The 23,436-nt window shown below is 71.3% G+C and carries 19 protein-coding genes; 10 read left to right on the top strand and 9 right to left on the bottom strand.

All coding sequences use genetic code 11. The annotated features are described in order from the left end of the window. Positions 1-44: 44 nt before the first annotated feature. The 3 genes from ACGFIR_RS14525 to ACGFIR_RS14515 form a co-directional block, all read right to left on the bottom strand. Positions 45-800, bottom strand: a complete 756-nt coding sequence (locus tag ACGFIR_RS14525) for a formylglycine-generating enzyme family protein (protein ID WP_393145272.1) — start codon at positions 798-800, stop codon at positions 45-47. 100 nt (positions 801-900) lie between these two features. Then, positions 901-1,431, bottom strand: coding sequence for a carboxymuconolactone decarboxylase family protein (locus tag ACGFIR_RS14520; protein WP_393145270.1), 531 nt, complete (start codon positions 1,429-1,431; stop codon positions 901-903). After that, the gene (locus ACGFIR_RS14515) at positions 1,428-2,285 is read right to left on the bottom strand and encodes an SDR family NAD(P)-dependent oxidoreductase (protein WP_393145268.1); all 858 of its coding nucleotides are present in this window, start codon (positions 2,283-2,285) and stop codon (positions 1,428-1,430) included. Before ACGFIR_RS14515 ends, ACGFIR_RS14520 begins: the two co-directional genes overlap by 4 nt. 212 nt (positions 2,286-2,497) lie before the next feature. On the opposite strand from ACGFIR_RS14515, the gene ACGFIR_RS14510 reads away from it, so the two are divergent. Further along, positions 2,498-3,880: a WD40 repeat domain-containing protein gene (locus ACGFIR_RS14510; RefSeq protein ID WP_393145266.1), complete on the top strand. Its 1,383-nt coding sequence runs from the start codon at positions 2,498-2,500 to the stop codon at positions 3,878-3,880. 18 nt (positions 3,881-3,898) lie between these two features. Here the strand turns inward: ACGFIR_RS14510 and ACGFIR_RS14505 are convergent, their stop codons facing one another. From ACGFIR_RS14505 to ACGFIR_RS14485, 5 genes are all read right to left on the bottom strand, one after another. Then, positions 3,899-4,672 (bottom strand): G5 domain-containing protein, encoded by a 774-nt coding sequence (locus ACGFIR_RS14505; RefSeq protein ID WP_393145264.1) that lies wholly within the window; start codon positions 4,670-4,672, stop codon positions 3,899-3,901. A 231-nt stretch (positions 4,673-4,903) separates the two neighbouring features. Further along, positions 4,904-5,572, bottom strand: a complete 669-nt coding sequence (locus ACGFIR_RS14500) for a hypothetical protein (protein WP_393145262.1) — start codon at positions 5,570-5,572, stop codon at positions 4,904-4,906. Beyond that, a complete protein-coding gene (locus ACGFIR_RS14495; protein ID WP_393003047.1) occupies positions 5,569-6,126 on the bottom strand; it encodes a hypothetical protein in 558 nt (185 codons plus the stop codon). Before ACGFIR_RS14495 ends, ACGFIR_RS14500 begins: the two co-directional genes overlap by 4 nt. A gap of 94 nt (positions 6,127-6,220) precedes the next feature. Next, positions 6,221-7,564 (bottom strand): hypothetical protein, encoded by a 1,344-nt coding sequence (locus ACGFIR_RS14490; protein WP_393145260.1) that lies wholly within the window; start codon positions 7,562-7,564, stop codon positions 6,221-6,223. Positions 7,565-7,721: 157 nt separating this feature from the next. Further along, the gene (locus ACGFIR_RS14485; protein WP_393003043.1) at positions 7,722-8,561 is read right to left on the bottom strand and encodes an aldo/keto reductase; all 840 of its coding nucleotides are present in this window, start codon (positions 8,559-8,561) and stop codon (positions 7,722-7,724) included. Between the two features lie 339 nt (positions 8,562-8,900). Between ACGFIR_RS14485 and ACGFIR_RS14480 the strand changes: the two genes are divergently transcribed. From ACGFIR_RS14480 to ACGFIR_RS14465, 4 genes are all read left to right on the top strand, one after another. After that, complete coding sequence (locus ACGFIR_RS14480) at positions 8,901-9,695, top strand: SCO2525 family SAM-dependent methyltransferase (RefSeq protein WP_393145258.1); 795 nt, start codon at positions 8,901-8,903, stop codon at positions 9,693-9,695. A 227-nt stretch (positions 9,696-9,922) separates the two neighbouring features. Next, on the top strand, positions 9,923-11,764 hold the full coding sequence (locus ACGFIR_RS14475; protein ID WP_393003039.1) for an SCO2524 family protein: 1,842 nt from the start codon (positions 9,923-9,925) through the stop codon (positions 11,762-11,764). After that, on the top strand, positions 11,765-12,694 hold the full coding sequence (locus ACGFIR_RS14470) for an SCO2523 family variant P-loop protein (protein ID WP_393145255.1): 930 nt from the start codon (positions 11,765-11,767) through the stop codon (positions 12,692-12,694). Then, positions 12,679-13,656: an SCO2522 family protein gene (locus ACGFIR_RS14465; RefSeq protein ID WP_393145253.1), complete on the top strand. Its 978-nt coding sequence runs from the start codon at positions 12,679-12,681 to the stop codon at positions 13,654-13,656. The genes ACGFIR_RS14470 and ACGFIR_RS14465 overlap by 16 nt, the downstream gene beginning before the upstream one ends. Positions 13,657-13,664: 8 nt before the next feature. Here ACGFIR_RS14465 and ACGFIR_RS14460 read toward each other — a convergent pair whose 3' ends face one another. Next, positions 13,665-14,624, bottom strand: coding sequence for an SCO2521 family protein (locus tag ACGFIR_RS14460; protein ID WP_393145251.1), 960 nt, complete (start codon positions 14,622-14,624; stop codon positions 13,665-13,667). Between the two features lie 297 nt (positions 14,625-14,921). Between ACGFIR_RS14460 and ACGFIR_RS14455 the strand changes: the two genes are divergently transcribed. The 5 genes from ACGFIR_RS14455 to ACGFIR_RS14435 all read left to right on the top strand — a co-directional run bounded on the left by ACGFIR_RS14455 (position 14,922) and on the right by ACGFIR_RS14435 (position 23,430). Next, positions 14,922-19,130 carry a HEAT repeat domain-containing protein gene (locus tag ACGFIR_RS14455; protein WP_393145249.1) on the top strand — a complete coding sequence of 1,403 codons (4,209 nt, stop codon included), beginning with the start codon at positions 14,922-14,924 and terminating at the stop codon, positions 19,128-19,130. Positions 19,131-19,284: 154 nt separating this feature from the next. Beyond that, positions 19,285-21,090, top strand: a complete 1,806-nt coding sequence (locus tag ACGFIR_RS14450; protein ID WP_393145247.1) for a RyR domain-containing protein — start codon at positions 19,285-19,287, stop codon at positions 21,088-21,090. Then, complete coding sequence (locus ACGFIR_RS14445; protein ID WP_393145245.1) at positions 21,080-21,592, top strand: hypothetical protein; 513 nt, start codon at positions 21,080-21,082, stop codon at positions 21,590-21,592. The genes ACGFIR_RS14450 and ACGFIR_RS14445 overlap by 11 nt, the downstream gene beginning before the upstream one ends. A 126-nt stretch (positions 21,593-21,718) precedes the next feature. Continuing rightward, a complete protein-coding gene (locus ACGFIR_RS14440) occupies positions 21,719-22,603 on the top strand; it encodes a carbohydrate ABC transporter permease (RefSeq protein ID WP_393003025.1) in 885 nt (294 codons plus the stop codon). Continuing rightward, positions 22,600-23,430, top strand: coding sequence for a carbohydrate ABC transporter permease (locus ACGFIR_RS14435; RefSeq protein WP_393003023.1), 831 nt, complete (start codon positions 22,600-22,602; stop codon positions 23,428-23,430). Before ACGFIR_RS14440 ends, ACGFIR_RS14435 begins: the two co-directional genes overlap by 4 nt. The last annotated feature ends 6 nt before the right edge of the window (positions 23,431-23,436 follow it).

The raw sequence follows: 23,436 nt of genomic DNA, 5'->3' as shown, positions 1-23,436 counted from the left end.
ACGGCCAGCGCTTCCGCGAGTTCGTCGGCCAGCCAGCAGGCGGCCTACCGGGACGGCAGAGGGGCGGCCGGGCGGACCGCGGTGAACTGGTCGTGCTCGTAGCGGGTGGCGGAGAGCAGCAGCAGCCACTCGTCGCAGCCCTGCCACGGGTAGAGGTCGGCGGCGCCACCGCGTACGGTCCGGGGTCCGTCGCCGGTACGTGGCCGGGCATCCGCCGGCGCACCCGCGAAACCGGGGATCCACACGTCGGCGCAGATCTCCCCAGCCGAGCCCGTCGCCGCCAGGCCGAAGGCATTCTCCCCGGCGGCCGTGCGCTCCTCGTCGCCGAAGTCGTCGAGGATCTGCTCCTCGTCGGGTTTGTCATCGCCACGGAACGTCAGCGTGGTGGTGCCGGCGCGGGCCGCGTACTCCCACTCGGCTTCGCTGGGCAGCCGGAAGGGCAGGGCGTCGAGCAGGTCGTCCAGATCGTCCTCGAGCCGGGCCGTGTTGGTGTCCTCGTCGGCGTAGTCGTCCTCGTAGTCGGCCAGCCAGTGCCGGACCTGCCCGACCGTCAGCGGGTGCCAGGCGAGCAGGAACGGTGCGACCCGCACCTCACGCACCGGCTGGGCGTCCCTGGCGGCCCTGAAGAAGGGCTCGAGGGTGTCCTCGGCTCCTCCGTCGCGCTCGATCGCACGTACGGCCTCCAGTTCCGCCTCGGACAGACCCATGCGGAACGTGCCGCCGGGCACCTCCCGGAACACTACCCCCGACGCGGTGTGCCGCCACGCCGGACGTCCGGCCACGATCTGCTCCGTCCACATGGCGCCGAACGCTAGCAGCCGAGGCATCGCGCGGTGGAGCCGTCCGCCCGGATCGTGGTCGCCGCGCGCCGGACGTTCACCGCGCGCCGTCGGCGGCGGGTCAGTCGGGCTGGATGCGTAGCGTCGTGATGGTCGTGGCGAGCATGACGTAGTGCCCGACCAGCAAGCACAGCTCGATGCACTCGCGTTCGTCCAGATGGGCGCGCAGCGCCGTCCACGCCTCGTCGTCGAGGTCGCGCTCGCGAACCAGCGCATCGACCGCGACCAGCACGGCGTGATCGCGGCCAGACCACCCGGCGCCGACGTCGTCACCGGTGACGCGCTCGATCTCCGCGTCGGTGACGCCGGCCCGCCGCGCGAGCCTCAGGTGGTGGTCGTGCTCGTAGCGGCAGGCGCACAGGTGCGCGACCCGCAGGATGACCAGTTCGGTCTCCCGGCGGGGCAGCACGCCGCCCGGCATCAGACGGCGGGCGAAGCGCAGCCAGCCGCGAAACAGCGGGCGGTGGCGGCCGAGCGTGAGGAACAGGTTCGGCGGACCGGTGCCCGTGACCCGGCCCGCCGCCCGGCTGAACAGCCAGCCGAACGTACCGACGTCATGCCGGCCGCCCGGGCTGATGCGTGGCCCGGTCACGGCTGGTCGGCCGGCTGCGGCGTGGTCAGCGGCGGACGCTCCTGCTGCGCGATGCGCAGCACGTCGGCCAGCCCGCGTTGGAACCTCCGGTCGAGCAGCGGCTGGACCGCCATGCGCAGCGGCAGCAGGGGCCGCACCCAGCCGGGGGCGACGATCCGCCGGCTCCGTCGGGCGATGCCGCGCTCCAGCGCGGCGACGCCGACCTCCAACGAGGCGACGCGGTGCAGCCGGCTGCCGCGCAGCAACGCCGTCGCGGCTTCGGTGCCGAACCCGCGCGAGGTCATGTCGGTGTCCAACTCGGCGAAGTACGCGACGCCGGCGCGGGCGCCGGAGGGCCGCAGCTCGACCCGCAGCGTGTTGCCCAGCGCCTCGACCGCGGCCTTGGAGGCGCTGTACGCACCGAGCAGCGGCGCGTGTACCGCCGCGGCGAGTGACGCGGTCACCAACGCGTAGCCGTTCGGGTGACTGATGTGCGGGGCGGCGGCGCGCAGCGTGTAGTAGGTGCCGAGCACGTTGACGGCGTTCGTCCGCTCGAATACGTCCGGGTCACCGCCGACCAGCGGCAGCTGCGCGGCGACTCCCGCGTTGGCCACGACGACGTCGAGCCCACCGAGCCGGTCCACGGCCATGTCGACAGCGGCCTCGACCTGGGCCCGGGAACGGACGTCGCAGGTGCGCCACGGTGCGTCGCCGCACGCCGCCGACACCTCGGCCAGCAGCTCGGGCTCCAACCCGATGACGGCGACCCTGGCGCCCCGCTGGTGCAACCGACGGGCCAGGGCGGAGCCGATCCCACGGGCGGCACCGGTGACGAGGACCCGCCTGCCGGCCAGCGACCGGGAACCCTCGCCCATGTCGCGAGTATAGATACGGCCGAATGGCTGTGCACGAGTGGCCGCAACGGCGGCCGCGCCGGATCGGGCGTCAGCGCGGCATCGACGGTAGGGGATAGCCTGGCGGTTCAAGAGCGTGATCCGGCTTGCTGCGGTCCTGTGGTGCCCGGCCGGCAGGAGCGGGAAAGGTTGCCCGATTGCGTCCCTCGCCGGATGGACTCCGCCGTCTCGTCATGCTCAGCCTGCTGTTCATCGCCGGAGGGCTGGCCCTCGAACTCTTCGCCAACCTCGTCAGCGGTCCGGTCCAGCGCTTCCTCGACCGGCTGCCGGGCTGGCTCTACCCGGTGGCCCTGGTGGCGCTCCTGGCGGTTGCGGTCGTGGTCACGTTCTCGTACGAACGATCCGGCCGGCGCCCGGACCGTCCGGCCCGGCGCGCCGACGAGACGCCAACCGCCACGGCACGGAGAGCCGACCGGCCGAAAGACGGTGCGTGGTCGGCCCGGCGACCCGATCGCCGTACGCTGGTGCGGGCCGGGCTCGGCGTCGCGGTGGCTGGGGTGGCCGTCGCAGCCGCGCCGAAACTGCTCACCCGGCGTGGGGCGCCGCAATCGCCGGCCGGGGCGAACGGATGGACCCAGCGGACCCTCAAGCCCTCGGCCAGCGACAGGTCCGACATGGTCGAGTTGGCCTTCAGCCCGGACGGTGCGACCCTCGCGACGGGACTGCGCAGCAGCGGGCTGGTCATGCTGTGGGACGTCACCTCACGCGCACGCGTCATCCTGGACAGCCCCGGCGGGGCACGCGCCGTGGCGTTCAGCCCGAACGGCGCCAGGTTGGCCACCATGCCCGTCAACACTGACTGTTTCCACCGCGAGCCGGTGCTGATCTGGGACATCGCCACCCAGCGGAAGGTCGCCAGCCTGGCCGGGAACATGCTGGGCGGCTCGGTCGCGTTCAATCCCGCCGGTACGGTGCTGGCCTGCGGGTACCACTCCGACTGCGACGACGACCGCAGCGGAGGGCCAGGCGTGGTGGAGTTGTGGAACGTCTCCACGCGCAAGCGCACCGCCCGGCTGACCCACCCGGCGATGGTGGCGCGTTGCGCGGCGTTCAGCCCGGACGGTAGGACCCTGGCCGTCGGCGGGGGACCACGGAGGTCCACCGGTACCGACAGCATCATGCTCTGGGATCCGGGCACCCGCCAGCATCTCGCCACCCTCAGCCACCCCGACATGTCCGTGCTGAGGGTGGCGTTCAACCCGGCTGGCACGGCCCTGGCCGGCGCCGGCTTCGGCACCGACGACACGGGCGTGGTGATGCTGTGGGACCCGACCACCCGCCGTAACACCGCCACCCTCACCGAGCCCGCCTCGCTGGTGCAGGCCATGGCGTTCAGCCCGGACGGCAGGGTCATGGCGACCGCTCTCGTCGGCGGATCCGGACATGACGGTGCCGTGGTGCTGTGGGACATCGCCACCGGCACGAAGGTGGCCACCCTCGTGCACGTGGGCGATCCGGCCGTGACCTCGGTGGCCTTCAGCCCCGATGGCAGGACACTGGCCACCGGGACCAGCCGCGCCGCGGTCCACCTCTGGACGAAGCCGGTGACGGGATGATCCGCGGCTGACCGACGTTCAGTCGTCGCAGCCGATTCCGTCGCCGTCCCGGTCGAGGTCGTAGATGTCGCTGCCCACCACCCGGACCGGTCCGTGGACGTAGGCGGGACCGTTGCCGCTGCCGCCAGCGCAGTCGACGTCACTGGCGATGGGTACGCACGCCCCGCTGTAGTTCGGGTCGCACTGCCGCGTCTCCTTGGTCCCGACCCTGACCACCCGAGTGACCGGCGCCTTCGTGATCTCCGACTTGACCAGCTTCTTGGCCGTCTGCACGCCGTCGGTGTGGGTGACCTGGTAGGTGAGCGTCCTGACGCCGGCGACTCCCCGGGTGGACACCTTCCTGGTGCCCTTCGGCAGGGAGGAGTCGCGGATCGTCCTGGTCTGGAAGGCGATCCGCTGCGTCTCGGTGACCGTGCGCGTCCGCACCACCGGCGCCGCGGGCGTCGTCGGTTCCGCTGCCCCGGTGGGCGTAGCGACCTGCTGAGGGGAGGCCGGCACGGTCACGGGCGGGGTGGCATCGGCGGCCGGGACAGTCGGCACGGCCTCGGCGGCGGGCTGCTTCTGGCCCTGCGGCTCCGGAGGGGCAGCGACGATCGTCGAGATGATGACACCACCGCAGCACAACAGCACCAGCGTGACGGCGCTGATCAGCGCGACCTGCACGCTGGTGCCGCGCTTCGGTGGCGCCGGGAGAGCCCCGCCGGCGGAGAACTGCGCGGTCGGGTACGGCGGTGGCCCGGGTGCGGGGGGAGGTGGGGTCTGCCCGTGCCACGGTTCCTGGGGGTACGTCACGGCTGACAGTGTGCGCACCAGGGTCCCCGCCCAGCACCGGTCAGTCAGCCACGTTCCGTAGCAGTCCGCTGACGGCGCACCGTTCTTTTGTCCGGTCGCTGCCCGCCATGAGGTGAAGATCGCCGTCGATCGTTCCTGCGCGCAGTGCGACGGAACCGTGCGGTCAGCCGTCCGGCTCGCGACGAGCCACCGTACGCCCTCGTGCTCACACCGATGGGCGCGCCCGTCGGGTCAGAGGGTCGGCACCGCCGTGATGCTGCGCGGTTGGAGCCGGATCGTGAACCGTACGCCCCCGATCGTGGTGACGCTGTCGCTCTCGGCGTTCTTCTCCGCCCAGTCGTACGCCCGCTGGCGCAGTTCCGGGTTCCCGGCGAGCACGGCGTCGGCCGTGGTGGCGAAGAGCGAGGCGCACACCTTCGCGCCCGGCTTGAACGCGCAGTCCGCCCGGACGAGGCGCACATGGGTCTCGTCGTCGAACTCGATGGAGACGGTCAGGTCCCACCTCAGGTTGCCCGGCGCCGTGCACTGCTGGAACTGGGGGGCCTCGCTGACTGTCCTAGAGGGCCGTTCGGGAGGCGTACAGGTGTAGGAGTTGGTCTTCTTCAGCCAGTCCTCGGCGATGGTCGCGACCTTGACGCCGGGCAGGTAGCGGCGATCCGCGGAGGGGAAGTCGGCGCCGGTCGACGGCAGCGCCGACGGCCCGACCGGATCGGTGGTGAGCGTGCCGGCGGCCCCGCCCGAGACCGCGCCGGCGAGCCCGCAGAGGACCAGGGACACGACCACGGCCAGCACCAGCGCGATCCTGCCCGGCCCGGGGGAGCGCCCCGCTGCTCCGGGTGACGGCGGCGTGGCGCCCGGTCCGGTGCCGATGCCGACGGGCGGCTGAGGTGGCGTGCTCATCCCTGCCCCACCCAGACCCGCAGGCGCAGGGATTCCTTGCCGGCGGCCGTCAACTCGTAGCGGTAGGCGCCGATGGTCGCCTTGGCGCTCTCGCCGCCATCGAGGCGCTGGTCGAGCCAACCGCGCACCTCCCCGACGGTGACCGGGTCGTGGGAGACCGGGATGGACCCGAGCCAGGTGAGGAAGGACCTGGTCGTCGCGGGGACCTTGTCGCCGTAGTCGGATCGCACCGACCCGGACAGGTTGGTGATCAGGTTCTCGTGGCTGTCGACGTATGTCGTGAACTCCGCTCCGGCGATCCCGAGCTCGCACGTCGAGACGCCGTGGCCGCGCTCCTCGCAGGTGAAGCCCTTTTGCGTGAGCGCGTCGGTGAGCATGGCCGGGCTGAGGCCGGGGATGCAGCGGCCGCCGCCGCACCGGGCGGTCTGCGCGCCGAGCTCCGAGTTCCGGGCGACGGCGTAGCCGCCGGCCCCGGCGCCGAGCAGCGCGACCAGGCCGACCACCCCGGCGACGAGAGCGAGTCGCCGCCAGCTCGCCGCGCGCCGCCCCTTCACCTGGCCGGCATCGCCCGGCCCTGAAGGACCGGCCGGTGTGCCGGAGGGACTGGCCGGGTCAGGGCCCGGGGTGGGGGGCGTCGGCTGCACCGCGTCACGCTCCACTTCGTACGAAGGTCGCCCACTGCTGGGTGAAGGCACTGCTAGTCATGCCTAGCACCCGCTTGCAGACGGCGTTGAAGATCGGCGTCTGCACCAACGGTTCGCCCTCGGTGTCGTTGTACTTGATCACGCTGGCGTAGAACTCGACCGCGGCCGTCCGGCCCTTCGTCCGTTCCACAAAGTAGAAGACCGTCGAGGACAACGCGTACTTGAAGCTGGCGTCCCGGTCGTAGAAGTCCTTCGAGGTCGGCACCGCACCGCGGAAGGCGCCGGCCGCCACCCGACTGTTCAGGTAGGGGCGGTCGTTGACCTGCTCGGCCCAGCGGGCGAAGCCCTCGACGGCCCAGGTCGGCGCGCCCAGCACCCAGCCACCCGGGCTGAGCGCGGTCACCCGGGCGCCGACACTGTGCGCCACCTCGTGGCGGATCACCCGGCGCGGGTCGTCACCGAAGGCCGCGATGTTCTTGAGGTTGACCACGATCCGGGAGCCGGCGTACTGGTCCTGGTAGATGTCGCCGTTCTGCCGTACGCCCTGCTGCGGGATCTGGAAACCCTCGATCTCGGGCTTGAAGTTGCTGCTGCCGCCGAGGCCGTACCACCTGCGGTAGTTCTCCGCGTCGCGGGTCAGGAACAGCACGTGCCCCGGGAACCGGAGCCGGTCGCCCCAGAGCGACTCGACGTGGCGGATCTCGCCGCGTGCGGCGTCGGCGTAGCGCTGGAGATCCGGCACGCTGGCGTCGCCGATCAGGCAGGCGTTGTCGACATGGTGGACGGTCAGCGGCGAGAGGTGCCAGGGGGCGTCGCTACGCAGGCCGTACGCACCCATCTCGTCGGCGTTGTCGCGGGTGAGCGGCAGGATCTCGGTGATCACCAGCCGGCCGTCGCGGCGTGCCAGCGAGTAGCGGAAGCTGGAGGCCGGCGCCACCCCGCCGGGCCCGGCGTCAGCGGTCAGCTGCACGACCTCCTGCACCGGCGTGAACCGGTGCACCTCGCCCTCCGGCGTGCCGATGGCCTGCTCGGCGATGTACCCGAACGTGGTCAGCTTCAGCTTGCGCAGGTTGTCGAAGAGGAGCTTCTGCGCCTGGACCAGCTTGGCGTCGGAGTGGTTCAGGTCTGCCAGGAACGCGGCCTCGTCGCCCTGCCGCAACGCCTCGGCCCGGCGGTCGAGCAGGGCTTGCAGGGCCTGCTTGGTGGGCTCGCCCGTGGACTGGCTGCCCTCGTCGCGGAGCCGGGGCCGTTCCTGTTGGCTGCAGCCGGCGACGACGAGACCGGTGGTCAGCAACAACGCGCGCCGTGACCAACCACCACAGGCTCTGCTGCCAGGTTGCTGTCGCACTGCCGCTCTCCCTGAGATCCACCGAACGTCCGACGAGCCGCGAGCGAGATCATGCCACGGGCAGGCGGTGCCCGAGTACCCACGGGGCGTTCGCCACCCCGGGCCGGTGGCAGACACGGCCGTGCCGACGGGAGGCGTCACGCCGGGGCGCAGCGCCTCATTCCGGCTCGTGCAGCCGGTCCAGGCGGTCGCGATGCGCCCGCGTCAGGTGGAGCCCTTCCGCCGCGAGGTTCTCCTCCAAGTGGGCGATCCGTGCGGTGCCGGGGATCGGAAGGATCACCGGCGACCGGCTCAGCAGCCAGGCGAGGGCAACCTGCGTGGCGGTGGCACCAAGCTCAGCGGCCACGGCGGCGATCTGCGCCGTCGCTCCCGTCGCCCCGGCTGCGACGGGCCGCCACGGCAGGAACGCGATTCCCGCCTGCTCGCAGGCCTCGACGACAGGCTCGTGCTCCCGGTCGAGGATGTTGTACCGGTTCTGCACGCTCGCCACGTCGACGATCTGCCGCGCCTGGTCGAGTTCGGCGGCGGTGACCTCGGACAATCCGATCCGTCCGATCTTGCCCTCGGCCCGCAGCTCCCTGAGCGTGCCGAGCTGGTCCGCGAGCGGCGTCTCCGGATCGATCCGGTGCAGCTGAAGCAGCTCGATGCGCTCGACGCGCAGTCGGCGCAGCGCCTGCTCGACCTGGGCGCGCAGGATCGATGGACGCCCGTCCAGTTTCCACTCGCCCCGGGGCCCCGTCCGCGCGACGCCGACCTTGGTCGTGACGAGCAGCCCATCCGGATAGGGGTGCAGGGCCTCGGCGAGTAGTTCCTCGTTTGCGCCGCCGCCGTACAGGTGGGCGGTGTCGATCAGGGTGACGCCCAGCTCGACGGCCCGCCGAGCCACCGCCCGGGAGGACTCGCGGGCGGGCTGCGGATCGGTGGGCAGGTGCATGGCACCGAACCCCAGCCGCCGAACCTCCAGGTCTCCGCCGATACGAAACGTCGTCGATGTCATGCGTCCCCCTCGCCGGGCGGTCACGGTAGCAGCACGGATCGGGTCGTGCGGACCGTCCGGACCAGAGCTGGGGGAGTGGACCGCCGGCTTCCCCGCGCCGGGCGCGGCCCCTGCTCCCGCCGACTCCTGATATCGGATTTCCGTCAACCGGCGCGGACGCACACTTCGACCGAGGTGAACTGGTGAGGACGGAACGACGGCCGTCTGTGTCCTCATTTCCGGGAGCTGGTCAAGCGCTGCTGCTTGCGCGCCAACACCACCTCCGATGCACAATGGGCAGCGAGAAGGAGCGCGCCGGCACGACCAATGAGATTCGCCGACATCGATGGAGGCACGTCCATGGCGTTGACCCCGGCGGCTGGCGGCGGTTGCGGCGAGTCGTCGATGCCACCCCCGTCGATCCGGTCTCTGCAACCGGTGAATTCCGACGTCGAGTGGGACAGCTTCGACCCCCAGGCATACGTCCGGCACAACTACGCGGTGCTGCGTGCCGACGATCGGGAAATCCTCTGCCGGACCAGAGACTTTCTCGCCAGGGCGAAGCTCTCCGACGCGGACTGTGTCGACGTGGGATCGGGGGCGAACCTCTACCCGGCGCTGTCGCTCCTGCCGTTCGCGCGCAGGGTCGACCTGTGCGACTGGTCGACGTCCAATGTGAGCTGGTTACGTACGCAGATCCACGGCTATGACGAACTCTGGGACCCGTACTGGCAGGTGTGCGCGGAAAATCCGGCGTACTCGGCGCTGACCGATCCACGAGGCCGCCTGGCGCGGGTGGGCCGGGTGCGGAAAACCTCCGTCTTCGACGTGCCGAGGCACGCCTGGGACGCCGGCACCATGTTCTTCGTGGCCTGCTCCATATCGGCCGACCGGGCGGAGGCCGAACGCGCGATCGGCCGGTTCCTCGACGCGCTGCGGCCCGGCTCGCCCTTTGCCGTGGCGGTCATGCTCGGCTCCCGCGGCTACCACGTGGGCCAGCGCCTGTACCCGGCCGTGGCGCTGCGGCGCGCCGAGGTGGTGGCCCGCATCGCGGCGGGCGCGTACGACCTGGACGTCCACGAGGTACGGCTCACGCCGCCGCTGCGCGACGGATACCGCAGCATGCTGCTGGCCACCGGCCGTACCCGCGGTTGATCACAATGCCTGGTGACGGGAGGCGCCGGCCCATCGACCCGGCCTGCCCGTACGGCATTCACCTCGCACCCCGACCGGCCGACACGCGGCTGTCGAAGCCGTTCGAGTGGCACTCGACTGGCCCGCTACCATGTTGTTGCACGTCTTTGTGGATCACCGTGGATCATCGCGTGAACGGCAATACCCAGCAGTTTCTTGTCGACGACTACAGCAGACGGCGGTGAATCGTGCGGATACAGCCACGCCAGGAGATCCTCGACATCTGGCGTGCCACGGTGCGAAGTTGCTGGCAGAACGGCGAATGGCGCTGGGGTGGCCGAAGCGGCAGCAACTCGATCAGCGATGCGGAGCAACTGCTGACGCTGCTGCTCCCGGCGGCCAAGGTCCCCGTGCTGTCACTCGACGACCCGGATCGCGCCGACGACGAGGTGATCGAGGCACTCAGCCCGCTCGGCGGCGCGATCGAAATTCCCCGCCGGCTGGTCAGCGTGATCACCGACTACTTCACGCGGTACACCGACGACACCGGCACCCCGGTCTTCAGCGGCGGAACCTACCTCACTCCGCTCGACGGCGGCGCGGAACTCACCGACGAGCAACGCTCCCTGGACATCGTCGACTCGTTCGCGGTCTCCGTCACGCTGACCCTGGCGACGATCGGTTTCGTCAAGGTCTACCGCGGCACCACCAAACGACGCGACCTGCTGGCGCAACTGGACGCCCTGGACCAGATGGCCAGCGCGCGGCTCACCGCGGCCATGGTCGGCCTGCTCCGCAGTTTCAGTACCTTCGTCTTCTCCGCCAGCGACGAGTACGGCGTCCGACTGTGCGACATGATCAACCAGGACGAGGTGCCGCGCCGCGAACTCGTCGCCGCGCTGCGCGAGCAACTGCGCGAGACGATGGCCAGCCTGCGCAGCGTCGTCATCGGGTCGGGCCGGGTGACCGAGGACCTGGACAACAGCGAGATGCTGTTCGAGTGCGGCTGGTCGTGGGGGCTCATCGCCGGGGCCGAGGAGGTCCCGACCACCGAGCCGATCGGCCTGCAGCGCGACGGCGCGGCGGAGAACGCCCCCTACCTCTACTTCACGGTCATCGCGATGGACGCCATCGAGGACCTGAACTCCGAACGCACCCGCCTGCTCGGGTTGCTCAACGAGGAGCAGCAGCGGCTGTCCCGGGCGCTGCAACTACGCTGGGAGCTGACCCGGACGTACTGGGCGACGGTGGCGACCTTCGGCAACCGACGGCGCTGGCCCATCGAGGACATTCCCTGGCGGACGACCGACGGCGACCGGACCGACTACTACACCCTCCAGGCCACGTCGCTGGCGGTCAAGGGCCTGGTCGCCGGCGGGCGCGGCGGCGACGAGGAGTTCGGCCGGATCGCCGCGGTGCTGGTGGAGCTGGCGCAGCGCGCGCGGATCACCCGGCGTGCCTCGCCCGACGAGCCGGCGCTGCTCGTGCACGCGCCCGGCAAACGGGTGACCCTGATCGACGACACGTCGAAACCGATCATGACGTGGAACGTGAACGAGTACTCCACGGTGCTGCTCCAGCGGGCGGCCACCGTCGCCGGTCTGCTGAACAACGCCCGGCGGCGCAGCGAACTGCTCGAGCTGGCGGACGAGGTGTGGGAGCACCTGCTGCTGCGGCGCATCCCCGACGGCCAGCACCGAGGCCTGTGGGACCACGCCGGAGGCGCCTTCCCCGGGCTGGCGCCGAAGCCCGACGCACCCTCGTGGTATCTGACCGAGCGGGTGGTGGAGGCGCTGGTCAGCGCCGGTCAGCTGCTCTGGGACCGGCCGTTCCCGCGGGCCGGCCGACTCGCCTCCTACGCGCAGGACCTCATCGACGAGGCCGAATACCTCTTCGACCGGGAGCTGATGCGCGGCACGTTCGCCGGCGAGGCGATGCAGCGCAGCATGCGCAGCATCCGGGCCAGCCTGCGCCGGGCGCAGTCGCTGGTGGACGAGCGCCCCGGCACGGCGGCCGCCCTGGCGAACTCCCTGCTGCTGCTGCTCAACGACATCGCCACCGGGCAGCAGAAAGCCAGCGAGGGGATCTGAATGCTGGTCTTCGTCACGTCGCACAAGGGCGGCACCGGACGTTCGGTGACCGCAGCGAACATCGCCTACCGCAGCGCGCTGTCCGGCCGTCCCACCTGCTACCTGGACTACGACTTCGGCTCGCCCACCGCCGGCATCACCTTTCAGATCCCACAGGCCGTCAACGGGGTGGAGGGCGCCGGGCCCAACGGCGGCGGCCTGCACCGGTATCTGCGCGGAGAGATCCCGTCTCCGGAGCAGCTGGACGTGTGGGGCACATCAGAGCGGGCCAGCCTGCGCCAACGGCCCATCGGGTCCGGTCCGCTGGTGCTCCTGCCCGGGCAGCGCAACGGCAGCGAGTTCGGGTTCACCAACGACATCGCCAAACGCTGCGCCGAACTCTTCCTCCGCCTAGAGGAGGAGTTCGACCTGACCCTGGTGGACCTCAGCGCCGGCCGGTCGTATGCCAGCCAGATCGCGCTGGCGGCCACCGCCATCGCGACCCTGCGCAAGGTCACCGTCCGCTGGCTGGTGTTCCACCGGTGGACCCCCCAGCACGTCACCGCGGCGGCGGACCTGGCCTTCGAGGCGGGCGGGATCGTGGCCATGGGCAAGGAGTACGGCCACGAGCCGGACCGGCTGCGGGAGTCGCTGCGGTTCGTCCGTACGGCGGTGATCGACTCACGCGGCCCCGAGGTCGGCCACCTCGACCTCGCGCAGCAGGCGTTCCTGCGCAAGTGCGACGCCGAACTGTCGGAGCTGGCCCGACGACGAGGCGTCGGGCGCACCACGCTGTTCGGCGTGGTGCCGCTGGATCCCCTGCTGCAGTGGCGGGAGCAACTCATCTCGGACCACGACGTACAAAGCAAGATCGCGAACGTCAAGACTGTCGACGCCTTCGTGGATCTGACCGAGAAGCTCTTCGACGAGACGGCATGGGAGACCGTGTGATTGGCGTGGATGTCAGGTTCCAGGAGGCAGCTGCGGTGCGACGTACAGAGAGCGTGGCGTACTCGCATCTGTCGGTCGAGTTGGGGCACTTCTACGCGAAGGACTTCGGCGACGGATGTGAGGAACTGCGGCGCAGGTTCGCGCGGATCGCGGACTTCTCGGCCGCGATCCCGGCCCTCGCCCGACGCGGGCTACCCCCACACCGCCACCCGCGGATCAGCACCTGCTTCATGGTGGACGACTACTTCAATCGCTTCGGCACCCCCCGCGAGGTGATCCCGCAGGTGCAGAGCGCCGCGGCCGAACACGGACTGACGCTGGACTACGTGGCCCGTGAGTCCAGCTTCGCGCGGCACGACGGCGTCGAACTCGCCCAACTGGTGGTCGACACCCTCGTGGTGGAGCCACCCCGGCACACCACCGGGAGCCGCCCCCCGCTGAGCGAGTCGGGTTGGCTGTCCAACGGCAAACGCTCGCCCGGGCACGTCGACGCCCCGGCGATGACCCTGCCCCGACCCTGGTCCCCGCCGGTGCAGTCCGGAGACCCCCAGCACTCCATCTTCGTCGACATCGAGCTGTGGTCCGACGAGCCCAAGACGCGGGTGTGGGCCTGCGCGCTGCTCGCCTCGGTCTGGCAACTGACCCGGCTGGGGGTGCTACGCCACCGTGGTGAGACGGTCCGGCAGCCATGCCAGCTCACCGGGGAACTGCCGACCGACTGGGACGAACTGCCGGCGATCGTGCAGCTGAATCCGGCCGCCGCGCCGTTCTGCGCGTACCGCACGCTGACCCTCATGAACACCCACTACCTGCCGGTCGAACTGGCCGTACGGACCATCCTCAGCCAGGTGGCGGTACCGTCCCCAGTCGCGCAGCAGGTCGCCAAGCGGGCCGGCGGCGAGGGCCTGCAACTGCCCAGCGAACTGGTCGACCGGTTGAGCTACGTGTTCATCGGCGAGTGAGGGTGGTGTCAGCGCCCGCACGGCTGCGTGACCGCGACCCGGTTGGCCAGGTCACGTAGCAACGCCATGTTGTTCACGCTGATCTGGTCCCGGATCCAGTTGACCGACGACTTCCACTGCCGGCTGAACCCGGGCACCTGCTCCAGCCGGTCCCAGACCGGCCGCAGCCGCGGGTGGACCCGGGCACCCGGCAACCACAGGTGCAGCAGATGCTCCAGCACCGGCCGCAGCCGCTCGATGTGCTCCTGCCCCCCGGAGGCCGGTCGCGTGACAGCGGCCTCCACCAGGGACGACAGCATGGTCAGCAGCCAATCGTGCAACGCGAGGTCCTCGCAGAGGCCCGCCACGGCGGCCGGCACGTCCTGCGGGCCGACCACGAGTTCAACCGTACGCAGCGTGGGGGAGTCCACGGTGACCACCGCCGAGACATCCTGCCCCGGCTGCTGGTCCACCCGCGCCGTCCACCGCAGCCGGGTGCGTGCCGCGCGCAGCGGCGGGTGCCGGTCCAGCAGGCCGGACATCTGCACGCCGTCGAGCACCCGGCCGGTGATCGCCTCCAGGTTCAGCACGTCCGCGTTGTTGCCGTGCAGGAAGCCCGCGGCCAGGTCAGCGGCGTCCAGCTTGCCGACCGTCTCGAGGACGCCGGGGTTGGCCAGATAGTGCGACCACGGCTGGCGGCGCTCGCCGGCGACGACCTGGATGACCGAGGAGGCCTGCACGATCCGGCCGCCCGTGATGATGGCCCGGGTGACCACGGCACCCACCCCGCGCAGCTGACGGTTCCTGGCGCTGGGTAGCCAGCAGTCCACGCCGGTGCGGACATCGGGCGACACCGCGTAGAGCGAGGGGCGTCGGGAGGTCAGCACGACCTCGCCCTCGACCAGGCCGAGTACCTCCGAGCTCTGCTCCTGGGCCAGCGCCGTGCTGTGCTGCAGCAGGCTGGTGTGCACCTCACCCACCGTGAGCATGGCTTCCTCCGCATCGCAGGCACCGTCCGCGGTCGCCCCGCGGAATGCGGTCCCATGGTGATTGACGTACGCCGCCGTGACCCGCACCGACACGGATCCGTGTGGTATTACCGAACTCCTCGCGAGCCGGAATGCGGCTCGCCGGAACCATCTCTGTCCTGCGGTCATCATAGGCCGCCTGTTCGCGGGAATCCCACGCATGGGCGGGGTCGCGAGTGTTCGCGGGTCAGAGCGGTGTGAAGGCAGCTGATATTTTCATTGGTGCGGTCGCCAGCCACCCCCTGGAGTTTGCCGTTGATGAAGGTCTACATTTCGGCCACCCAAAAGGACCTGCTGGAATATCGGGCCGCCGTGCACGTCGTGGCGCGTCGTCTCGAGATCGAGGACGTGGCCATGGAGGCGTACGGCGCCGACATCCGGCCACCGTTGGAACGCTGCCTGGCCGACGTGCGCCGGTGCGACCTCTACGTGGGCCTGTTCGCCTGGCGCTACGGGTTCCGGCCACCCGGGCAGGAGTCCTCCATCACCGAGCTCGAGTACCGTGAGGCGCTCGCGGCCGGAAAGCCCTGCCTGATCTTCCTGCTCGCCGAGGACACCCCCTGGCCGGTCGACATGATCGACCGCGACGCCGACTGGCAGCAGATCGTCGCGCTGCGCGGCGAGCTCAAGGAGCGCCACCTCTGTGCCTTCTTCTCCGGAGTGGACGACCTCGCGGCCAAGGTGACCATGGCGCTGGCCGAAGTACGCAGCGGCCGGTCGCCGGCGCGCCAGCTCGCCGACCCGGGCACCCCCCTGCCCGAATCCGTGCGCAACCAGTACCACAAGCAGCTGGCACTGCGCTACCAGGCCGTCCCGCTGGACGCGGTCTCACCGCGCCCCACAATCGGATATCTGACGCTCGGCCTACCGAAGATGTTCGTGGAGCCCCGCGTACACGAGGACAGCCGGCCGGAGATGCCGAAGGCCTGGTGGCGCTGGGCCAGCTCCACCACCGACGGTGACGGCGGGCTGCCCGGGGTGGTCGACTCGGAGGAGGTGGAGCGGCTCTGGGAGGAGTACGCGGCCAAGGACGCGCTGGCACTGTTCGACGTGGTGTGCGATCCGGGCCGGCGGGCGATCGTACTGCTCGGCGACCCCGGCTCCGGCAAGTCGGCGGCCGCGCAGTACCTGGCGCTGGCGCTGGCCGGGGTCTGCGACGAGCCTCGGCTGGCGGCGCTGGACCGCTACCTCCCCGTCCTGATCGAGCTGCGCTCCTACGCCGCGCACTGCGGCGACGGACGGTGCGACGGCCTGCTGGACTACATGGGCCACCGCCACCAGCAGGGACTGGCCGGGATCGAGCAGAGCGTGCTGGAGGCGTACCTGCGGCACGGCGGACAGGCGCTCTTCCTGTTCGACGGCCTGGACGAGGTGTTCGACCCCGCGCAGCGCGAGGAGGTGGCCGCACAGATCGCCACGTTCGCCAGCGAATACCCCGGAGTGCGGACCATGGTCACCTCGCGGGCGGCCGGATACCTGCGGCACACCTTCGCCAACGCCGGCTTCGACCACTTCACACTGGAGGACCTCGACGACGAGCGGATCGCCCGTTTCCTCGGCAACTGGTACCGCTACGTGATGCCCACACCGGCGACCGAAGCCGACCGGCAGCGGCGACAAATTCTCGACGTCGTCCGCAGATCCCGGGCGATGCACGAGATCGCCGGCAACCCCCTGCTGCTCATGCTCATGGCGATCGTCGGCCGGGGCCACCCGCTGCCCCGCAACCGGCACCGGCTCTACGCCCACGTCACAGACGTCCTGATCTCCGAGTGGGACGTGACCAAACAGTTGCGCGAGAGCCACGGCGACGTCCCGCTGCTGGACCTACAGGCGAAGCGCCGGTTGGTGCGCCACCTGGCGTACTGGATGCAGTTCCGGGAGTCCGGCCCGGCAGGAAACTATATTGAACCCGACGAGCTGGCGCGGATCTTCCGGGACCACCTCGTCGCGTTCTACGGTTTCGAGAACGAGCGGGCGCTCGCCATGGCCTACTCGATGATCGAAAAATTGCGTCAGCGAAGCTTCATCCTGGAACGGTACGGGCTGCGACTGTTCGGGTTCGTGCACCGCACGTTCCTCGAGTTCTTCTGCGCAGAGGAGATCGTGGACAGGTTCAAGCACGATCCGGACGCCTGGGGCCTCGACCGACTGCGCGCGTTGTTCCGCGACCACTGGGCCGACCCCTCCTGGCGTGAGGTGCTCCGGCTGGTCGCCAGCGCCCTGCCCGCCCAGACCGCCAACGACCTGGTCATCCTGCTCGCCACCGAGGCCAACCAGCCCTGGCCGCCGCTGAACCTGACCGGCCCACCGTGGAACCTGGTGCTGGCCGCGCAGTGCGTGGCGGAGGCGCCGCAGCCCGCCGAACTGGCCGGCGCGGGCGACGCGGTGCTGTGCCAGCTCGTACGGCTGGTCGAACACGGCATCTCCGCCGACGACCCCAACCTGGCGGAACTCACCGAGCAGGAACTACTCTCCTCGATCCGGGCCCTCGGATCGAACTGGCCCGGCCGGCAGGCCTTCCTGCACTGGTACCGCCGACGCGGCGTGCACACCAGTTGGCGCTCCGGCTCCGCGTTCGCCACCCGGGTCGCCGCGGTGCTCTCCACCGCCGAGGAGCAACTGGAGGAACTGCTCGCCCAGGAACTCGGGCAGGGCCGCGAGCGGCAGGCCCACCTCACCCTGGTCGCAGGGCTGGCCGAGACCGCCGGCCGGCTGGACGCCACCAGCCCCAGCCGCCGCCGCTGCCGGGACCTCCTGCTCGCCGAGGCGCAGGCCGAGGTCTCCACCACGGTCCGGCAGGCCGCCGTACGGGCACTGGTCGCGCACTTCAGCACCGACCGCGACCACGTCGACATCCTGCGCGACCTGGCCCGTTCACCCGATCTCGCGGTGCGCGCGCTGGCCGTGCAGTCCCTCGGCGGCCGCAGCGAGCTGTCCGAGGACGTCCGCCAGGTGCTGGTCAACGCCACCGAAGACCCCGCCACCGCAGTGCGGCGGGCCGCCACCGCAGTCCTCACCGCGCGCTGCGCCGACCTGCCGGGCGCCGCCGGGACGCTGCAGCGGCTGCTGGCCACCGACACCGACCCCGGCGTGGTGCAGCGCGCCCTGGAGGGCCTGCTGGCCCTGCCGGAACACGCCGAGACCGCCCGCACCCGGGCGTTGCAGCGGGTGACCGGCGACTCCCCGGACGAGGTGCGGCGCTGCGTGGTGACCGAGCTGCTGCCCGGGCGACCCGGCCCGGAGAGCACCGAACTGCTGCTGAAGCTGGCCGGCTCGGACCCGTCCCCCCGGCTCCGCGCGGTCGCCGTGCAACGGCTGGCGCTCGTGCCCGACCCGGACGGGCGCTGCCGAGCCCGGCTGGTCGATCAGATCACGCGCGACGAGGACGCCTCCGTGCGCGCCGCCGCCGTGACCGCGCTGATCGACCGGGGCCGTGCCGACGACACCGGATGGACCGTGGTGGCGAAGGCGGCCCGTGTCGACGAGGACGCGACGGTGCGCCTGGCTGCGGTACGCGCGCTGGCCGAGGCCTACCCGGACCACCGCACCGGGGAACTGCTGCTGGAGAAAGCCGACAGCGACCCGACCGCGAGCGTCCGACTCGCCGCGGTCGACCTGCTCACCGGCCGACCGCTGCTCGGCCACGCCACCCGTGACCTGCTCATCAGCCGCGCCGCCCAGGAGCGGGACGCGATCGTCCGGCTGCGGGTCACCCTCCGCCTGACCCGGCTGGCCGACCCGCCCGACCCCGAGGTGCGCAAGTGCCTGGCCGAACAGGTCAGCCGGGACCCCGACCCGAACGTGCTGCGCGCGGCCGCCCAGGCGCTCGCCCGGCACGGCGAGACCGACGCCCTGATGGAGACGCTGTGCCGGCGGGCCCGCCGGGACAGCTACGTCGGCATCCGGATGGCCGCCGTGCAGACCCTCTGCGCGCACGGAAGCCCCGACGTGGTGACCGACGTGCTGCTCGAGTGCGTCGAGTCGGACACCGACCCCACCGTCTTCGACGCGGCGGTGCGCTGCCTGGCCGAGCAGGGCTCCGCATCCATGGCGGTGACACTGCGGCTCCTGCGCCGCCTGGCGGACCAGGACCCGGCGATCCGCGCCTGCATCGCCGCCGCGCTCGGCGCGCACTTCGGAGCCGACCCGGAGGTCCGAGTGCTGCTCGTAGGGCTGGTCCGCGACGATCCGGACCTGGAGGTCCGGCGCCGGGCCGTGGAACAGCTCGGAGCCGCGCTGGCCGGCCAGGTGGGGGTGCGGGAGCTGCTGCTACGGCTGGCGGACGACGACGACTGGGAGATCCGCCGGACCGCGCTGCTCGGGCTGACCCGGCACTACTCCAGGGACAGCCGGACCCGGGGCGTGCTTGTGAGGCTCGCCCGCCAGGAGGACGACAGCGTACGGCGGCTGGCCGGGCAACTACTGGCCGCGCTGCCCGACACCAGGCCCGACGACTTCCCGTGACCGGGCCCGACCGACCGCCGGACCAGCGGTGCCGCCGCCGGTGAGCGGGCCGAGCCGGCGGGGGCGCCGACCGCCGTTCGCCGCAGCCGGTAACGCGCCGGCGGGCGCGCGCCGAGCGCCGTCCTGATCGACCTGGTCAAATAAAATGCCGGTCATGACAGACCCGGTCGCCACCTCGCGCCACCTGGTCGAATGGTGGCTCCGAGCCGTGTTCGGAGTCATCGGGCTGGCCGCCTTCATCCTCGGCTACATCGGCTTCGACCGCCTGCTCCAGGCCCGGCCGGAGACCGCGCACGACCCCTACGACGTGCTCTACTACGACCTGCAACTCTTCGTCTTCGGCGCCGAGCCCTTCCAGAACGCCGGGCCCTACCCGTGGCAGCTACAGGTCGCCCGGTTCGCCGCCCCGCTGTTCACCCTCCTCGCCGTGGCCGAGGCCAGCCGGCTGCTACTGGCCGCCGAGAGCCGCCGCCTCCGGGCCCGGCGAGCCCGTGGTCACGTCCTGGTCTGTGGGGATTCCCCGTTCGCCCACATGCTCGCCGACCGGCTCTTCGCCGACGGTGAACGCGTGGTCGTCGTGCGCTCCGAACCGTTCGGACCGCTGGAATACCGCCTACGCCGGTATCTCGGCGTCGTCGGCGACCCGGCCAGCCCCCAGGTGTTGCGCGGCGCCGGCCTGCCCCGGGCCCACACCATCTACGCCTGCAGCGAGGACGACGACCGCAACCACGCCATCGCCAACACCGTCAGCCGGCTCATCCAGGACCGGCGGCAACCACCCCGGGTCTACGTGCTGGTCCACGACTCCGAGATGTGCCTGTCGCTGCAGGCCCGGCGACTCGGCGCCGCCGGATCCAGCCGGCTACGACTGGACTACTTCCACGTCGACGACATCGCCGCCCGCGCGCTGCACCGGCACCACCCGCTGCCAGCCGTGACCGGCCGACCCACCAGGGTCCTCATCGCCGGCACCGGCAGCTTCCGCCGAGCCCTCCTGGTGGAGACCGCGCGGCACTGGCGGGCACGCCGGGCCGACACCCCTCCCGGCCACGCCGTGCCGCCCCTGCGGGTGGACCTCGTAGCCCCGGACGCCGGCACCGAGCTGGCCGTCGCGGCGTCGCGCTACCCGTTCCTGAACACGGTCTGCCAGCTCACCGCGTACGACCGGGACCTCGACGGCCTCGTCGGGCTCGACCAGGTCGGCCGCGACCGCTACGACCGCATCTACGTCTGCGCGCCGGAGGAGACCAGCGGCCTGCAGTTCGTGCTGGACACGCCCGCCCTCTGGCAGCGCGCCGAGAATTCCGTCTTCGTACCGGTCTACCAGCAGGCGGCGCTCGCCGCCGCCTTCCACGGCGACTCCCGCCACGACCTGCTCGACGAGGTGCACGGCAAGCTGCGCCTCTACCCGGTACTGACCCGCGCCTGCGATGCCCGGCTGATCGCCGAGGACCTCACCGAACGGCTGGCCCGGCTGATCCACGAGCGGTACCTGCAGGCCCAGCAACGCGCCGGCATACGCCCCGGCGACGCGCCGGCCATGGTGGACTGGTCGCGACTGCCCGAGTCGCTACGGCGGGCCAACCGGGCACACGTCCAGGACATCGCCGCGAAGCTGCTCAACCTCGGGTGCGTCGTGGCGCCCCGGCGCGGCGGCAGCAGCGACGCCGCCGCCGGACAGATCATCGACGACCGGATCGAGGAACTCGCCCGCCTCGAGCACGAACGGTGGTGCCGGGAACGACGCGGGGAAGGCTGGACGCACGGCGAACCCCGCGACGACGCCCGGCGACGGCATCCCGCCCTGCGGCCCTGGGACGAGTTGCCCCTCGACGTCCAGGAGCAGAACCGCGCGGAGATCCGGGCACTGCCGGACGTCCTGTCCGACAGCGGATTCGCGCTGATCCGGCTGGCGCCCGCAGTGCCCGCGCAGCGGAGAGGACCGAGCGATGCCGGCTGAGCCCGCACCGGTACGCGTCGGCGTGACCGGGCACATCAACCTGACCCGGGACACCGAGTTGCTCGTCGCCGACGCGCTCCTCGTCGAGCTGCGCCGGATCAGCGACCGGCCGGTGCACGGCGTCACCTGCCTGGCGGCCGGTGCCGATCAGCTCTTCGTGCACGCGATCCTAAAACTGGGCGGCACGTACGAGGTGATCCTCCCGGCCCGCGACTACCGGACCGCCGTGATCGACCCGGAGAACCGGACGACCTTCGACGACCTGCTCGCCCGGGCGGCGGCGGTCGTCCACACCGGCCACGACCACTCGGACACCGCCGCCTACGTGGCCGCCAACCGGGAACTGGTACGCCGGGTGCAGCGACTCGTGGCGGTGTGGGACGGGGAACCCGGCTGCCACGCGGCGTCGACGGACCGGACGGTCGACTGGGCGCGGGGCCTCGGCATCCCGACCACGGTCCTCTGGCCCGCCGGCGCCCGCCGGATGCCCCGCAGCGACTGACTCCCGAATGATGTCCATTTTTCGATGTCGTTGTAGGGTGCTGCGGTGCCTCCCCCTTCCACCGTCAGCGCGCCACCGGGCGACCGCGCACCGACCTCCGAATCCGCGCCGTCCACAGCCCGGCAAGTGCGGCGCGCACGCTTCAGCGAATCCGGTCTCGCCTGGCTGATGCTGCTGCCCTCGGTGGCGGTCTTCGCCCTGTTCGTGTTCTGGCCGCTCGGGCGCACCCTCTACCTGTCCGTGCACGGCAACGACATCTTCGGCGCCGCGTCCGAGTACGTCGGCGCGGCGCACTACCAGGACATGCTGTCCGGCGAGTTCGGCAAGGTGCTGGCCACGACGGCGCTGTTCACGCTCTTCTCGGTGGTCCCGGCCGTGCTGGGCGCGCTCTTCGTGGTGCTGCTGCTGGAGGCGCGCATCCGCGGCGTACGGGCGCTGCGCACCGCGTTCGCGCTGCCGTTCGCGTTCTCGGTGGCGACCGCCTCGGTCATCTTCGCCGTCATCTACAACCCGGCGATCGGGGTGGCCAACGGCCTGCTCGGCTCCCTCGGCATCGACCGCGTCAACTGGCTCACCGACCCGTCGATCGCGCTGCCCGCCGTCTGCGCCGCGACGGTGTGGATGAACTTCGGCTACAACATCCTCGTGCTCTCCGCCGGGGTCTCGGCGATCTCGCCCGAGGTGGTCGAGGCGGCCCGGCTGGACGGCGCCACGGGCTGGCGGCTGGCGACACGGATCACCGTGCCGCTGCTCTCCCCGCAGCTGTTCTTCCTCGTCGTGGTGTCCACGATCCACGCCCTGCAGAGCTTCGGGCAGATCCACATCCTGACCAAGGGCGGGCCGGACCAGGCCACGACGACGCTGGTCTACTCGATCTACGAGAAGGCGTTCGCGTTCGGCTCCTCCGACTTCGGCGCGGCCAGCGCGCAGGCCGTCGTGCTGCTGGTCATCATGCTCGGCTGCACGGCTGTCCAATTCGGCGTCCTCGAACGGCGGGTCCACTACCGATGAGAAAGCTCAACCTCGGGCGGGTCGCCGTCTACGTCGTGCTCGGCCTGGCCGCGATCCCCGTGCTGTTCCCGGTCTACTACGGCTTCGTCGGCGCCGTCATGGGCCCCGGCGACCTGGCGACCTATCCGCCCGCGCTGGTACCGAGCGCGCTGCACTGGCAGAACATCACCGATGTGTTCCGCTCGGTGCCGCTCGGCCGCTTCTACGCGAACTCCGCCGTGCAGGCCGGCGTCATCACCGTGGCGCAGGTCGTCACGAGCATCTTCGCCGCGTACGCCTTCGCGTTCCTGCGCCTGCCGGCGAAGGCCGCGACGTTCAGCCTGTTCCTCGCCACCCTCATGGTGCCGTGGGAAGCGATCATCATCCCCAACTACCTGGCCATCTCCGACTGGGGCCTGACGCGCGGCGGGCTGACGTACCTCGGCCTGGTGCTGCCGTTCCTCGCCTCGGCGTTCGGCACGTTCCTGCTGCGCCAGGCGTTCCTGCAGTTCCCGACCGAGCTGCGCGACGCGGCGGTGATCGACGGGTGCGGCCACTGGCGCCTGCTGTGGCGGGTCATCGTGCCGCTGTCCAAGCCCTCCATCGCGGCGGTCGGCGTCTACGTCTTCCTCTCGGCGTGGAACCAGTACTTCTGGCCGCTGATCCTGATCCGCGACACCGAGTTCCAGACCCTGCAGATCGGCATCTCCCAGCTCAACGACGCCGAGGCCGCACAGCCGGGTCTCGTCCTGGCCGGCGTCGCGTTGTCCCTGCTCCCCACGCTGGCCGTCGTGATCTTCGGCCAGCGCTACATCGTCCGCGGGCTGACCGCCGGGGCGCTGCGTTGAACCATC

Origin of the sequence: Micromonospora sp. NPDC049051, from assembly GCF_043197575.1 — a bacterium.
GTDB lineage: Bacteria > Actinomycetota > Actinomycetes > Mycobacteriales > Micromonosporaceae > Micromonospora.
Note: the sequence above shows the minus strand (reverse complement) of the source record. Positions and strands in the feature narration are given on the sequence as shown.

Excerpts from the sequence above, each read along its gene's own strand:
- ACGFIR_RS14510 (WP_393145266.1), top strand. The coding sequence starts at position 2,498 with ATGCTCAGCCTGCTGTTCATCGCCGGAGGGCTGGCCCTCGAACTCTTC.
- ACGFIR_RS14435 (WP_393003023.1), top strand. The coding sequence starts at position 22,600 with ATGAGAAAGCTCAACCTCGGGCGGGTCGCCGTCTACGTCGTGCTCGGC.
- ACGFIR_RS14500 (WP_393145262.1), bottom strand. The coding sequence starts at position 5,572 with ATGAGCACGCCACCTCAGCCGCCCGTCGGCATCGGCACCGGACCGGGC.
- ACGFIR_RS14525 (WP_393145272.1), bottom strand. The coding sequence starts at position 800 with ATGTGGACGGAGCAGATCGTGGCCGGACGTCCGGCGTGGCGGCACACC.
- ACGFIR_RS14460 (WP_393145251.1), bottom strand. The coding sequence starts at position 14,624 with ATGCTCACGGTGGGTGAGGTGCACACCAGCCTGCTGCAGCACAGCACG.
- ACGFIR_RS14515 (WP_393145268.1), bottom strand. The coding sequence starts at position 2,285 with ATGGGCGAGGGTTCCCGGTCGCTGGCCGGCAGGCGGGTCCTCGTCACC.
- ACGFIR_RS14470 (WP_393145255.1), top strand. The coding sequence starts at position 11,765 with ATGCTGGTCTTCGTCACGTCGCACAAGGGCGGCACCGGACGTTCGGTG.
- ACGFIR_RS14465 (WP_393145253.1), top strand. The coding sequence starts at position 12,679 with ATGGGAGACCGTGTGATTGGCGTGGATGTCAGGTTCCAGGAGGCAGCT.
- ACGFIR_RS14445 (WP_393145245.1), top strand. The coding sequence starts at position 21,080 with ATGCCGGCTGAGCCCGCACCGGTACGCGTCGGCGTGACCGGGCACATC.
- ACGFIR_RS14480 (WP_393145258.1), top strand. The coding sequence starts at position 8,901 with ATGGCGTTGACCCCGGCGGCTGGCGGCGGTTGCGGCGAGTCGTCGATG.
- ACGFIR_RS14485 (WP_393003043.1), bottom strand. The coding sequence starts at position 8,561 with ATGACATCGACGACGTTTCGTATCGGCGGAGACCTGGAGGTTCGGCGG.
- ACGFIR_RS14450 (WP_393145247.1), top strand. The coding sequence starts at position 19,285 with ATGACAGACCCGGTCGCCACCTCGCGCCACCTGGTCGAATGGTGGCTC.
- ACGFIR_RS14455 (WP_393145249.1), top strand. The coding sequence starts at position 14,922 with ATGAAGGTCTACATTTCGGCCACCCAAAAGGACCTGCTGGAATATCGG.